At 72.0% G+C, this 13,775-nt stretch carries 9 protein-coding genes; 5 read left to right on the top strand and 4 right to left on the bottom strand.

The genetic code is table 11. The annotated features are described in order from the left end of the window. Window positions 1-9: 9 nt before the first annotated feature. Entirely contained in the window at window positions 10-1,098 is a 1,089-nt protein-coding gene (locus NJE57_RS14540; protein ID WP_319029235.1) for an NAD(P)H-binding protein, read from the bottom strand. 163 nt (window positions 1,099-1,261) lie between these two features. On the opposite strand from NJE57_RS14540, the gene NJE57_RS14535 reads away from it, so the two are divergent. Next, window positions 1,262-2,347: a DUF695 domain-containing protein gene (locus NJE57_RS14535; RefSeq protein ID WP_319029234.1), complete on the top strand. Its 1,086-nt coding sequence runs from the start codon at window positions 1,262-1,264 to the stop codon at window positions 2,345-2,347. A gap of 10 nt (window positions 2,348-2,357) precedes the next feature. Further along, a complete protein-coding gene (locus NJE57_RS14530) occupies window positions 2,358-2,522 on the top strand; it encodes a hypothetical protein (protein WP_319029233.1) in 165 nt (54 codons plus the stop codon). Here NJE57_RS14530 and NJE57_RS14525 read toward each other — a convergent pair. After that, the gene (locus NJE57_RS14525) at window positions 2,510-4,093 is read right to left on the bottom strand and encodes a type VII secretion protein EccE (protein ID WP_319029232.1); all 1,584 of its coding nucleotides are present in this window, start codon (window positions 4,091-4,093) and stop codon (window positions 2,510-2,512) included. The two genes, NJE57_RS14530 and NJE57_RS14525, sit on opposite strands and share 13 nt — an antisense overlap. 136 nt (window positions 4,094-4,229) lie before the next feature. Here NJE57_RS14525 and eccB point away from each other — a divergent pair, with 136 nt between their 5' ends. After that, a complete protein-coding gene (gene eccB / locus NJE57_RS14520; protein WP_319029231.1) occupies window positions 4,230-5,681 on the top strand; it encodes a type VII secretion protein EccB in 1,452 nt (483 codons plus the stop codon). Window positions 5,682-5,759: 78 nt separating this feature from the next. Here eccB and mycP read toward each other — a convergent pair whose 3' ends face one another. Then, window positions 5,760-7,127 carry a type VII secretion-associated serine protease mycosin gene (gene mycP / locus NJE57_RS14515; protein ID WP_319029230.1) on the bottom strand — a complete coding sequence of 456 codons (1,368 nt, stop codon included), beginning with the start codon at window positions 7,125-7,127 and terminating at the stop codon, window positions 5,760-5,762. Next, window positions 7,124-8,662, bottom strand: coding sequence for a type VII secretion integral membrane protein EccD (eccD, locus tag NJE57_RS14510; RefSeq protein WP_319029229.1), 1,539 nt, complete (start codon window positions 8,660-8,662; stop codon window positions 7,124-7,126). Before eccD ends, mycP begins: the two co-directional genes overlap by 4 nt. Before the next feature lie 209 nt (window positions 8,663-8,871). Between eccD and eccCa the strand changes: the two genes are divergently transcribed. Together eccCa and NJE57_RS14500 are read left to right on the top strand one after the other, a co-directional pair. Then, the gene (gene eccCa / locus NJE57_RS14505; RefSeq protein ID WP_319029228.1) at window positions 8,872-12,891 is read left to right on the top strand and encodes a type VII secretion protein EccCa; all 4,020 of its coding nucleotides are present in this window, start codon (window positions 8,872-8,874) and stop codon (window positions 12,889-12,891) included. Next, the gene (locus NJE57_RS14500; RefSeq protein ID WP_319029227.1) at window positions 12,888-13,742 is read left to right on the top strand and encodes a hypothetical protein; all 855 of its coding nucleotides are present in this window, start codon (window positions 12,888-12,890) and stop codon (window positions 13,740-13,742) included. Before eccCa ends, NJE57_RS14500 begins: the two co-directional genes overlap by 4 nt. Window positions 13,743-13,775 lie beyond the last annotated feature (33 nt).

Raw genomic sequence — 13,775 nt, 5'->3', positions numbered from 1 at the left:
TGACCGTGTTCATCGCCTCGCGCGGGCGTGCCACACGGCGGGCGGGCGGGCCCCGGCCCAGTCGGCGTCGCTGGGCAGGAGCCGGGCGGGGTCACCGAGCGGGTCGGCGGCGGGCCACAGCGCCGGGCGGGCGGGGCCGTGCGGCACGCGCAGGGCCTCGCGGAGGGCCTCCCGGTAGCTCGTGCGACCGCCGGGCGGGGCGCCGAGCACCTCGTCGGCGTCGTCGTTCAGGACGATCGCCTCGCAGCGCAGCGATTCCACCAGCGGCCGGGCCAGGGCGGGTTCGAGCGGGGTGACCAGTCCCATCCACAGCGAGGACAGCTTGGGCGTGAGCACGGGGACCGGGACCATGAGCCGGCGGTGCAGCCCGGCCTCTTCAGCGTAGATCTGCATCATCTGCCCGTAGGTCAGCACATCCGGCGCGCCCACGTCGATGATGCGACCGTTCGCGAGGTCACCGTCGAGCGGAACCGTGGTGGCGGCGGCCAGGTAGTGGACCGCGTCGCGCACCGCGATCGGCTGGATCCGGTTGCTGACCCACTTCGGGGTGACCATCCCCGGGAGCCGGGTGGTCAGGTGCCGGATCATCTCGAACGACGCGGACCCGGAGCCGATCACCACCCCGGCCTGGATCACCAGCGCGGGCACCGACGAGGACAGCATGATGCGTCCGACCTCGACGCGTGAGCGCAGGTGGGGGGACAGGTCGGTCTCGTCCTCGGGGTGCAGCCCGGACAGGTGGACGATCCGCCCGACCCCGGCGGTCTCGGCGGCGCGGACGAACGCCTCGGTGGTCTCGCGTTCCTCCGTCTCGAAGTCGGCGGAGTGGCCCATCGAGTGGACGAGGTGGCAGGCCACGTCGGCGCCGCGGAGCGCGTCGAGCATCGCCTCCTCGTCCCCGAGGCCGCCCTCGTGGACGGTGACCCGGTCCCGCCACGGCACGTCGTCGAGTCGTGCGGGAGTGCGGGCAAGGACCGAGACGTCGGCGCCGTCGGCGAGCAGTCGTGGGACGAGACGGGAGCCGATGTACCCGGTGGCGCCGATGACGAGGACGCGCGGGCCGGTCGGGGCGTCGGGGGATCCGTGGGGCGTGGACATGCCCCGACTCTTCCAGTGCACAGGCCCTCGCGCACCCGTTGCAGGGGGACAGGACCGGTCCGGGGGCCCGGTCGGGGTGAGCGGTTCCGGGCACGGGACGCGGCTTATCCGGATACTGGAGTCAGACAACGCAGACGGACCGTGGCGGGCGAAGGGAGAACAGATGGCGATCGGCGCGGCACGACCCCGGCAGCTCTCCAGATCCCTGGACCTCTCCGGTGTCCGCATCGAGACGGCCAGACTGCGGTCGGACCGGGCCGTCACCACCTTCTGGCGGTGGTGGGAGGAGGGCGGTCGCCGACGTGCGACCGCCGCTCTCGAGTCCGGTGACGCCCGCCGCGTGGTCCCCGAGATCACGTCGCTGATCGAGGCCATCGACCCCGGGCTGTCGTGGGAGTTCGTGCCCTCGTCTGACGGTGGGGCGCACCGACTGACCGTCACCGCGGCGGGGGTCCCCGAGCTCCGGGGGGCCGCGCGCCGGTGGCTCGCGATCGCACCCGATGCCGACTCCACCTGGTCGTTCGCGGACCTGCGTGATCCGGTCTCCGGGTGCGCGATGTACTTTCGCGACCGGCGCCTGGGCTTCGACGAGGCGGAGGTGGTGGTGGACGTCGGGCTCTCCCGGGCCGACGTCACCGTCCACCACCCGGGGTTCGCGGGCCTCGTCGGGGCCGACGCCGGAATCGCCGCCTACCTGTTGCTCGACGCCATGTGCGGTGAGGCCGCGGTGGAGACATGGGTGGGGATGATCCGGTCCAACGCCACCGCCCCGGGGGACGACGCCGTCCTACTCTCCGCACTACCCGGGATCCTCCGGGAGATCGAGCAGGAGAACACCGACGAGACGGGCGAGCCCGCCTGGCAGATCCTGCACGGAGACACCCCCCGGGGCCCGATGGTGGCCGTGGTCCGGATCCCCCTGGTGGCGCTCTCGGCCCCGGAGTTCGACCGGCACGTGGCGGTGGAGGTCCCCTATACGGATGTCGAGGACGGGGGCCTGCCCGGGCCCGGCTCCCTGCCCGGGCTGCGGGACTTCGAGGACCACCTGGTCGACCGCCTGGAGGGCAACGGCGAGTGCGTGGGTGCGGAGAGCTGCAACGGCCGCAGGCTCATGCACTTCTACGTGGACTCCACGACCCCCGCGCACGAGCAATTGCGCGTGGCCACCTCCGGGTGGGAGCAGGGCGAGGTGACCCTGACGATCACCGACGACCCGGGGTGGCGGAAGGTGCAGCACCTGCGGGTGTGAGGTCGCGCACGTGGAGTTCTCCGGGGTTGATGGCCTGGAACGAGCCGATGATTTGGAACTGCTGGACGCCTCGGGTGCCGAGCCCAGGGATCCGGATGGCCTCTCCGTCGCGGCGGCGGCCTCACGGGTGCTGGCGTCGAGGGCGGCGATGTTCGCGGCCGGTCACGCCGGCTGAGCCGCCCCGTCCCCGCGGGGTGCTCCCAGATACTTCTCCTCGCCCGGGCCGGCCACGACCGCCACGCGATGAGCGTCACCATCCCGCGGTTCGACCGAGAGCCATCCCTCTACCCGGCCGTCCAGGATGAGGTCGGGACGAGCAGCAGCATCGGTCCGGTGTGCACCGCCCGCCTCCCAGTCCGTCTCGATTCGGATCACGGTCGGCGGGAGCACGTCGGGACCGCCGGGGCCTGCGAACGCATCGATCCGCCCCTCGCTGAGCGCGCCGTCGACGTCCCACACCACGGCGTCCACGGGGGCGCCGGCGTCGGAGGCCCCGGGGGCCACGATCCGGTATCGCGAGTCATCGGCGATAGCCAACAGGGGTCGCCATCTCACCGGGACATCGGTCACCACGGCCACCCGGTAGCCGGCAGCGACGGCCCGAAAGACAACCTGGCGGCAGAGCGGGGGCCGTCCCGCCAGGAGCACAGATCGCAGGTGCGGCCCGGCGAGTTGGAGGGCAGAGGCGCAGCCGGTGCGGGTCGCGCCGAGGATCTGTCCGGCGCCGTGGGCGGGCGGCGAGAGGAGGTCCAGTCTCTCGATTCGACACCTGACCAGCGAACCGGCGAGAGCACCGGGCAATGCCTCGCCCGGTACCGGGAGGACTCGACCTGATGGGAGCGGGTGGCACGCCCCCGCGGACGCGTGGAGAGATTCGGCGGTGGTCCCGGTCAGTCCGATGGAGGTGACCATGTCGACCACGTCGCCGCGTCCCCGGACGCTCCGCAGGCGGAGCACCTCGGTCACGGTCGAGGCGCGTACAGCCGTGAGCGCGTCGACGACCTGACGCGGGTTCGAGACCGGCCGGACGAGCAGGCCCACCCCGTCCGGCGGTTCGGTTTCGGCTTCCAGGTAGAGCGCCGCGAGAGCGGTGGCGTCGAGCACCCGGCTCGGCACGCCGTGGTGCACCAACGCGCGCCGGAGTCGTTCGGTGGCCACTGCTACGAGCTGCTGGAACGAGGTGTCGGAGCCCACGCCCGGCGTACGGGTGAGCTGCGCCAGGTCGAACCGGAGGAGCAGGTGGACACGTCGATGCGAGATCAGGGCGAGGGGGCCCACCAGAGAGCCGTACACCTCGCCGTCGGGGCCCGACGTCGCCCGTCGACCGTGCACCACCACGTCGACCCCCTCGAGCAACACGCCACCCTGGTCGAGTTGACGTGCCACCACACCCAGGGGGAGACGCGTCCCGTGGAAATCCGCCGGGTCGTCGCGGCCGACGTCGGTGTAGGTGAGGGCGCCGGCGGTGATCTCGACCGCGGTGGTGAGCACGTGGTCTCCCTCGACGCATCCGACGAGGGAGAGGTCAGGTGCGACGAGGTCTACGACATCGACCGCCGTCCGACGCCGGCGCGGAGCGCGGGTGAGAAGGGGACGGCCCCGGTGACGGACGGAGATCACGCAGGCGACCAGGGCGGCGACGGCGAACTGCACCCATGGTTGCCAGGCCGGAGGACAGAGGACCGCGAACACCACGGAGGACGTGAGTACCACCGTGAGGCCGGGGAGGGCGGGAGAAGCCGTCATCGCCCGTCCTCCTGGCCTGGTCGAAGGGCGTCTGCGGGCGCCCGGGGAAGACCGGCCACGGGGCCGGGATCGTGGCGTACCCTACCCCCCGAACTCCCCGCCGCGGGGCGTCACATCTGTGGGAAGGGGCCGGTCCGTGCCGCTGAAGCCGACCACCAGAGCGCAGGTCGACGGGCACCGCTTCCTGACCCGACGAGCCCGGCACGCGGTGGTCGCCCGCGACGTCCGGATGCTCCACGATCCACTCAGGCGCCAGTCGACGGGGCTCGTGGTGGGTGCGGTCGCGGCCGTCCTGGGGTGCGCCGGAGCGGCAGTCCTGGCGCTGTTGGATCCGACGCCGGACGTCGATCGCGCCGTCGTCATGGTGGGCCGCGACTCCGGCCAGATGTACGTCCGCGCAGGGGACATCGTCCACCCGGTGTTCAATCTGGCCTCGGCCCGACTGGCGGCGGGGCACCCCGCCGAACCGGCCACCGTACGGGACTCGGATGTCGCGGCGACCCGACGCGGGGGTCTGATCGGCATCCCCGGGGCGCCGTCGGTGCTTCCCGCGCACCGCGACGTGAGCGGAGCGGCAGCGGTGTCATGGACGGTGTGCGACGAGGTGGCTGACGCGGACCGGGGTCGACCTCGGGTCGTCTCGACGAGTGTGGTCGCCCGTGACGGAACCGCGGGGCCGGGACGCGTCACCGCCGGCGATGAGATCGTACTGGCCAGCCAGGACGGCAGGGGGTGGCTGCTCAGGGAAGGCTCCCGCGCGAGGATCGATCTGTCGGACGGGGATCTGCTGTCGATCCTCGGACTCGACCAAGTCGAACCCCGACCGGTCACGGCGGCGTTGATCGATCCGCTGCACGAGGTCGACCCGGTCGTCCGTCCGGAGATAGAGATGGCGGGCCGACCGGTGGACTACGGACTCGACTCGCTGCGGATCGGACAAGTCTTCGTCGTCGACACCGCGTCGGGGACCAGGACCTATGTCGCTCTCGCCGACGGTGTCCAGGAGGTCGGTCCGGTGGTGGCGGATGTCATCCGGTCCACCTCGACCGTGGGCGCGGTCGTGTCGGTGGAACCCGACCGGATGGGGGTTCCGCGATCGGTGGCGCTGGATGTCGACGCGTTCCCGGCGGATCGCCCCACGGTGCTCACCACGAGCGACTCTCCGGTGTTGTGCGTCCGCGACACCGGTGGGGACGACGCCGGGGTCCGGCGGGTGACCATGGTCGCGGGCGCCCCGGCTCCCTCGCCGGATGAGGCGCGGCAGGTGGCCGGTTCCGACGGGGGCGGCCCGGCAGTCGACTCCGTCGGGATACCGGGCGGGGGGTTGCTGGTGTCCGCGGTCGGCCGGGGGACCTCCACCCGGGCACCGGTGACCACGATCGTCTCGGATACCGGGGTACGTTTCGATGTGCCCGACGCGGAGACCGCCGCGGTCCTCGGTGTCGGCGGGAGCCCGGCCCCGGTCGACGCCGGACTCCTCGGCCGGCTGCCTGCCGGGCCCCGGCTGGACCGGGAGTCCGCGCTCGTCAGCCGGGACGGCACCGCGCTCGAGAGCGCCGTCGACCCGCGCACGACGCCGGTGGGATGACGATCGGGTGAGCGGCCGTGCCGCGGGAGACGCTCCCGGTGGCGGTCGACTGCGGTAGCGGCCTGCGGTGGTCGTAACTCAGCGGCGGTGACCCCTGGGTCGTAGTAGGGCGACGACGACGAGGACGAGCGTCCCGAGCGCGAGTGAGCCGGCCGCGACGACCCCACCCGTGCCGGGACCGGGTGGGGCCCCGTCCGCCTGCGGTGCCGCGATGGTCGTCGTCGCGGGCGCGGGGCGACCGGATCGCCGGACCCCGGTGACCGCGGCGACGGGGTCCACCACGCCGTGGCCCACCGCGAAGTCGTGCCCACCGGCCGCCGGGATCGCTGTGTTCTCTATCCGGGCGATCACCTGGCGCGCCGTGAGCCCGGGGTAGGCCTGACGGACGAGCGCGGCCGTGCCGGCCACGAACGGGGTGGCGAAACTCGTCCCGCTGATGGCGGTGCGGGACCCGTCGCCGGACACCACCAGGTCGGACATGCCCGCGCCGTCGGCGCCGACCGAGCGCAGACCCACGGCGGGGGCGGCGACGTCCACCCACGGCCCCCGGAGCGTGAAGTCCGCCGGGGAGCCGTCTGGACCGACGCCGCCCACTGCCAGGACATGGTCGTCATACCAGGCCGGCACGGCGACCGTGCGGACCCCGTCCCACCCATCGTCCCCAGGGGTGGCCGGGTCGGGGGCGTCGGGGTTCTGATCGACACACATGTCGCCGACGTTGCCCGCGGCCGCCACCAGCACCACGTCGTGGTCGACCGCGGCGTAGCGGATCGCACCGCCCAGTGTCTCGTCGGCCAGCACCGTTCCGGCGGGAACGCAGGCGACCTCGGAGATGTTGATGACGTCGGCTCCGGCGTCGACAGCCGTCCGGATTGACCTGGCGAGGGTCGACAGGGTTCCCACCCCGGATCCGGCCACGGCGTTCCCGGCCCTCCTCTCGGTCGACCTCAGGACGCTGCTGGACTGTCGGATCGAGATGATCTCGACCCCCGGAGCCACCCCGGAGTGTCCCGTCTCGTCCTCGCTCGCCGCCAATACCCCGGCGACCAGGGTGCCGTGTGCGTCGCAGTCGTCGGTACCGTCCCCGCCGCGGAGGACGTCGCCGGCACCACGCACCCGGGGTAGCCGGGGGCCACGGTTGACCCCGGTGTCGATGACGGCCACCGTCTGCCCCTCGCCCCGCCCGTGGATCCACGCGGCGCCGAGTTCGGTGGCCGTGGCGGACGCCGACGGGGAGGTCGGATCGAGGACGGCGGCGGTGGTGCGGCACGAGCCACCCGTGCGCACCCCGCCGGGTTGGGCGGACCCCGGGTCGATCGGACCGGCCTGCGGTACGGGTCCGTCGATCGAGGGCCGCTCGACCGCGAGCGCCACCACGCCGCCCGTCGGATGCGCGGTCAGGAGCACCACGGTGGTGACCAGGCAGACCCCCGGTGCAGATCTCATCGCTGGCGGACGAGCGAGTAGACGTCCATCGCTCCCACCGCGAGTGGCACGAGCACGCAGATTCCGATCGCCTCGATCGTCCCCACAGCCCGCAGAGCGGCCGGGGAGAACGTGACGTGGGGGAGCACAGTCGCCGCCAGTACGACCGCCGCGGCGACGGCCGCAGCAGTCGGGACCACGACTCCGACCGGTGAGGGCTGGGTGATGACCGCACCGACGAGGACGCCGGCGGTCAGCACCAGTGCCGACCCGAGCAGTAACGCGGTGTGCACGCGGTCGGCGTACCCGAGACCACGCAGGACCAACACCATGGTCAGGACCACCGCCAGGGGGGCCGCCCACCGAGTGGGTCCCGGCCCACCGGTCAGAGAGACCAGAGACCCCGCCGCGCAGATCGTGCCCGCGGAGGCGAGCAGACCGGTGAGCCAGGAGCGAGACGTGAGGAACCGGTGACGGAGGACGGTCGGGGTGGGGAGCGGGCCGCGCGGACGCCGGTCGTCGGCATCCCGGCCCCGCACGTCGTGGTCGATGTCCTCGAGGTCCCCGGCCTCGACGCCCTCGCCCGGTGCCGGTACCGGTGGGATCGGGATCCGGGCTGCGGAGACGGCGATCCGGGGAGCGGCGGTGAGCAGGATCAGGCCCGCGAGCAGGGCCCCGGCTCCCGCGGCGTGGGCCGGGACGCGGGTGGATGCGACGATCACCGCGGCGACGGCGCCGACCGCCGATGTCAGGGTCAGGGACAGGTATCCCGCGGCGGGCCCGTAGGACGCAGGGGGCCCTGGTCGGAAGGCGGTGCACCTCAGCACCCCGGCGAGGACCGCGCCCGCCGTGAGCCCGCCCACCAGGTGACCCGCCCCGGCGGGAGCGGAACCGGTCGTCGCCGCCGCCAGGACGGTGAATCCGACTGCGGACGCCCCGGCCACGGCGTGCGCGGCGCCGGGCGCGGTGGTGCCTCGAAGCGCGAGGACCCCCGCGAGCCCGAACAGGGCGAGCAGGGACGCGACGGTGGGGGGCAGGAACCCACCTGCACTCCACCACTGGCGCAGGACAGCGGTCGCCGCCGCGACCGCGAGTACACCCGTCGTCGCTGTCGCGGCGTAGACCGTCTCGCGGCGACTCCAGGTGGAGGAGCGCGCGACGTCCGGATCGGTGAGGCCCTGTAGAACGTCGTCGAACAACGGCGCGGGCGTGGGCACCGGCCGGTGATCCAGGACGAGGATCTCACCGTCGTGGACGCGCTGTTGGGCGAGGGTCTCCGAGACGGCCAACGACCCTCCGGCCAGTCGTGACAGCTGCCAGGAGCCGCCCGCTCCTCCACCCATCCTGGCGTCGACGTCGATGCCCGAGGCCGGGCCCGCAGTCGCGCGGATGCGCTCTCGCACAAGGTCCACGACCTCGGGGATCACCGCGACGAGTTCGAGGTGCGCCGGCAGGCTCAGGTCCACACGGGTCGTGCGGCACACGATGGAGACCCGCCGTTGATCCAGTGGTTCGACGCCGGAGGAGACACCTCGGACACCGCTCTGCTCCGTCACACCCGGTCCTCCCGCTCGTCCAGTCACCCGCGCCGTCCGGCCGCCGACACCGCTGGATGGCGTCCCCGTCAGGACGTGCACTGCCCTAACATCGCCCTTCGGTACGGCGACCATTGTCGACGGCGAGCTGCATCGGTGGGGGGCCCACGTCCGGCGTCGGGTGCACCGGGGGGCGGGTGGCGGGCAACCGGGAGGGGAGGGGGTCGGACATGGGGGACGTCGTGTTCACCCGCGCCGACCGGCCCGAGGCCCCGACTGTGTCGACCGGGGAGCTGGTGCTCCAGTCCCCGCCGGTCCTGCCCCGGCCCACCCCCCGGCCGCTGATCCAGATCGTGTTGCCGATCGTGCTGGTCGTCGCTGTGGTGGGCATGGTCCTGGTGATGATGCGCACCGGCATGATGCGCAACCCGATGTTCATGCTGTTTCCGGTGATGATGGCCGTGTCGGCGCTCGGAATGCTCGCCGGCACCCTGTCCGGCGGGAACAAGACCGGCGAGACCGACGAATTGCGAAAGGACTACCTGCGCTACCTGGGGCAGACCCGCGACACCGTCCGTGAGACCGCGACCGCACAGCGGAGGGCCGCGCTGTGGCGGCACCCGGAGCCGGTGGAATTGGCCGCACTGGTGGGCACACCACGGATGTGGGAGCGGGATGAGGGCGATGCCGAGTACCTCACCGTTCGGGTGGGGCCCGGACGACAGTCGCTGGCGACCCGACTGACAGCGCCCGACACCGGTGCGGTCGATGACCTGGAACCGGTCTCGGTGGTGAGTATGCGGCGTTTCGTGCGCGTGCACTCGGTGGTCGACGATCTACCGGTCGCGCTGGAGTTGAGAGCGTTCGCCGCGATCTCGTTGGACGGCGAGGTGGACGTGGTGCGGTCGGCGGTCCGCGCGATGCTCGCCGGGCTCGTCGTGCTGCACGGGCCTGATCGGGTCAGGGTCGCCGTGGCCGCGAGCGAGGGACATGCGCGTCGGGCCTGGGAGTGGCTCAAGTGGCTCCCGCACCACGAACACCCGATCTACACGGACGGTGCCGGGCGGGTGCGACTCACCGAGTTCTCGCTCGCCGGGGTGGAATCGATGCTCGCCGAGGACGTCGCGGAGCGCCGTGCGTTCTCCCCGAGTGCGGCTGTCCGACCGGGAGTCACGCACCTCGTGATGATCGTCGACGGAGTAGGGGTCACCGGCGCAGAGCGCCTCGTCGCGGAGGACGGCCTCGAGGGGATGACCGTGCTCGAGATCTCCGGCAGCCGCGCCGGACAGCTCCGCGACCTCGCGTCGCGGCGGGGACTGTGCATCCGTGTGGACGACGACGGGCGGGCATCGGTTCGTACCGAGGGCTGTGACGAGGAGATCGCACGGGTCGACGCCATGAGCCTGCCGGAGGCCGAGCGGCTGGCCATGGCGCTCTCCCGCTTCCGTCCCGCTGCCACCGTGACCAATGCCGACGGCTCCACTTCCACCCGGCGCGCGCCGGGGCTGCCCGATCTACTGGGGATAGGGACGGCCGCGCTGGTGGACCCGGCTGTGGCATGGCGACGTCGCAGCGAACGCGACCGGCTGCGCGTCCCGGTGGGGGTGAGCCCCGATGGCGCGCCCGTGGAGCTGGACCTCAAAGAAGCGGCGCACGGCGGAATGGGCCCCCACGGCCTGTGTATCGGCGCGACCGGCAGTGGGAAGTCAGAGTTCCTACGCACCCTGGTCCTCGGGCTGGTCGCCACGCACGACCCGGATGCGCTGAACCTCGTACTGGTGGATTTCAAGGGCGGAGCCACCTTCCTGGGACTCGAGTCACTGGCTCATGTCTCGGCCGTGATCACCAACCTCCAGGCCGAGATCACAATGGTCGACCGGATGCGGGACGCGCTCGAGGGCGAGCTGAACCGGCGGCAGGAGGTGCTGCGCGCGGCGGGCAACTACTCCAATGTCGGCGAGTACGAGGCGGCGCGGGCCAAAGGGGCGTCGCTCGACCCGTTGCCCGCTCTGGTGATCGTCGTCGACGAGTTCTCCGAGCTGCTGTCCTCCAAACCCGAGTTCGCCGAACTCTTCCTCACGATCGGTCGGCTCGGGAGGAGCCTGCACATCCACCTCCTGCTGGCGTCGCAGCGCTTGGAGGAGGGCAGGCTGCGCGGTCTCGACAGTCACCTGTCCTACCGGATCGCCCTCAAGACCTTCTCCGCGACGGAGTCGCGCACCGTCCTCGGCGTGACCGACGCCTACCATCTCCCGGCGACGCCGGGCGCCGGGTTCCTGAAGATCGATGCCGGTGAGCCGGTACGATTCGACGCCGCCTACGTCTCGGGCCCGTACCGGGAGGACCGCCGACTGGACGGCTCGAGGGTCGCCACACCGGCCGTCCGCGCCAGCGTGCGACTGTTCTCATCCTGGTACATGCCGGTGGCGGCACCCACCCCCGTGACCAGGGGTGGGGCCGCCTACCACCAGGATCCGCCCGATGACGCCGACCCGGAGGGCCGCGACGTGAAGTCCAGCCTCCTCGACGTCCTCGTCGGGCGGTTGTCCGGACACGGTCGACCAGCACACGAGGTCTGGCTCCCGCCCCTGGGAACCGGAGCCCCGTTGGACGCGGCCGTGGGCACCGAGCCGTCGGGGGCGGGAGATGACCGGCCACCCTCGTGGCGGTTTCCGATCGCAGAGGTCGACCTGCCCTTCGAACAGCGCCGAGACGCCTGGGTGGTCGACCTGTCGGGCGCGGACGGAAACGTCGCGGTCGTCGGCGGAACGAGATCGGGAAAATCGACCACCCTGTGCACTCTGGTGTTGTCCGCCGCGGTGACCACCGGGCCCGACCGGCTCTCCGTGTACATCGTCGACCTCGGCGGTGGACTGCTGCAGTCGGTTGTGGGGTTGCCACACGTCGGCGCTGTCGCGCGTCGCGGCGAGGACGAGAAGATCCGCCGCACGATTGCCGAGGTGGACGTCGAGCTCAGACGGCGGGAGTCGACGTTCCGTGAGCAGGATGTGACCTCTCTCGACCAGGCGCGCCGCAGACTGACCGAGAGGGACGGTCGCCCTGTGGCGGAGTACCCCGACCTTCTGCTGGTGATCGACGGTTGGCAGGCGTTCCGGACGGAGTTCGACGACCTCGAGCAGCGCGTGCTGGCGCTGGCTGCGGACGGTTTGTCCTACGGTGTGCACGTCGTACTGTCGGCAGCCCGGTGGGCCGACCTGAGGCCAGCACTGCGCGACGCGCTCGGCACCCGCGTCGAACTTCGCCTGGGCGATCCCACGGACTCGATGATCGATCGCCGAGCTGCGATGACGGTCCCAGCCGAACCCGGACGGGGACTGACCCGGGAACGTCACCAGATGCTCGTCTACCAGCCTCGTCTCGACGGGTTGGTCGATGTGGCAGGCATCGCTGACGCCACCGCCTCGGCCTGCCGTCATCTGGCGCAACGGTGGCGCGGACTCGTCGGTGCGATCGCCGCCGCTCCGGTCAGGATGCTCCCGGAGGTCCTCCCGTACGCCCAGCTCGCGAGTCTGTCGAGGCCGGGTCCGGACGGCACGCGCGCCCGCGTTCCCCTCGGTGTGGACGAATCCGATCTCACAGTGGTCTACGCGGATCTCGAGGTCGACCCGCTGATGTTGGTACTCGGAGACTCCGAATGCGGCAAGACCTCCGTACTGCGGGCCGTGGCCCGCGGTCTGGTCTCCGGCAACACCGCGGAGTCGGCCAAGCTCATCGTGGTGGACTACCGACGGACCATGCTCGGCGAAGTAGGGGGAGACCACCTCGCGGGCTACGCTGCCACCGAGTCGGCGCTGGTGCCGATGGTCGATCACCTGGTCTCGATCCTCGAGGACCGCATGCCCGGAGCCGACATCACCCCGGAGGAACTGCGCGCGCGCTCGTGGTGGAGCGGTCCACGGATACACCTCCTCGTCGACGATCTCGACCTGGTCGTCACCGGTGCGGGCAATCCGCTGACCCCGTTGACCCGGTTCCTCCCGCACGCGCGCGACATCGGATTCTCGGTCGTGCTCACACGCAGGAGTGCGGGTTCGTCTCGAGCACTGTACGACCCGTTCGTGGGCAGGATCCGGGATCTGGGCGGCGCCGGCCTCATCATGTCGGGCAGTCGGGAGGAGGGGCCGTTGCTCGGCGGGGTGCGCCCGGCGCCCCTGCCCGCGGGCCGTGGCCGCCTCGTCACACGTAGCGGGGGCCCACGGTTGGTGCAGACGGCGCTCGCGCTGCCGTGACCGACCCGACCAAGACAGATGCGACCATGCCGGACGCGGACGCGGGTGCGATCGTCGCGGTCGACCTCTCCTGCTCCGGCCTGTCGGTCGCGTCGGCCTCCGCGTCGGCGACGCTCTCCCCGGTGGTCGCCCCCGTGTCCGTTCTCGCTGGTGTAGACGGCTCGGTGTTGCCGCCCGGAGGGGACCGGATCGAGTGTTCCGACCGGGTCGACGCCGTCGCCGTCCGTCATCCGGAGCGGTGTCTTCCTGATCCGGTCGCCGGCGCGCATCGGGACCGCACGGAAGTGGCCGGGCTGTCCGTACCCGTGACAGAGCTCCTCGCGGCACCGGTCTCCAGGGCGCTCCGGTGGGCCGGCGCGGAGTCAGGAGACGGGGTGGTACTCATCATCCCCAGTCACTGGGGTGCTGCCCGTTCCGCCCGGATGGCGTCGGCTGCACGAGGTCTGGGCGCACCGACCCGGATGGTCCGAGCCGCACTGGTGACGGCTGAGGCGCTGCCCTCGTCCGCCGCGCGCTGGGCGGTGTGTGTCGAAGCGTGCGAGTCCGGGACCACGGTGAGTCTGGTCGAACGCACCCGCGGGGAGTTGACTCTGATCGACCGGACCGTCGTGCACCGGTGGGATCCGTGCCGGGATTCTGTGCGCGACGACGAGGTGTCCCGGGTGCTCGAGTCCGTTGCCGCTCTCCGGCGTGGGCGGCGGGAGGCCGGCACCGGTTCGACAGAGGTCCTGGCCCGTGGACGCAACGCCGAACGCGTGGTGGACGCCTGCGATCAGGCACGCTTGCTCTCCTTCGTCGTGCCTGAACTCGCGCCGGTCGAAACGGCGCTGCGTCTCCACGAGGGCGCGTGACGGGGTAGCGGGTGCGCCTCGATACCAGTGGAA

It is taken from the genome of Dietzia sp. PP-33 (assembly GCF_033790845.1).
Taxonomy (GTDB): domain Bacteria; phylum Actinomycetota; class Actinomycetes; order Mycobacteriales; family Mycobacteriaceae; genus Dietzia.
Note: the sequence above shows the minus strand (reverse complement) of the source record. Positions and strands in the feature narration are given on the sequence as shown.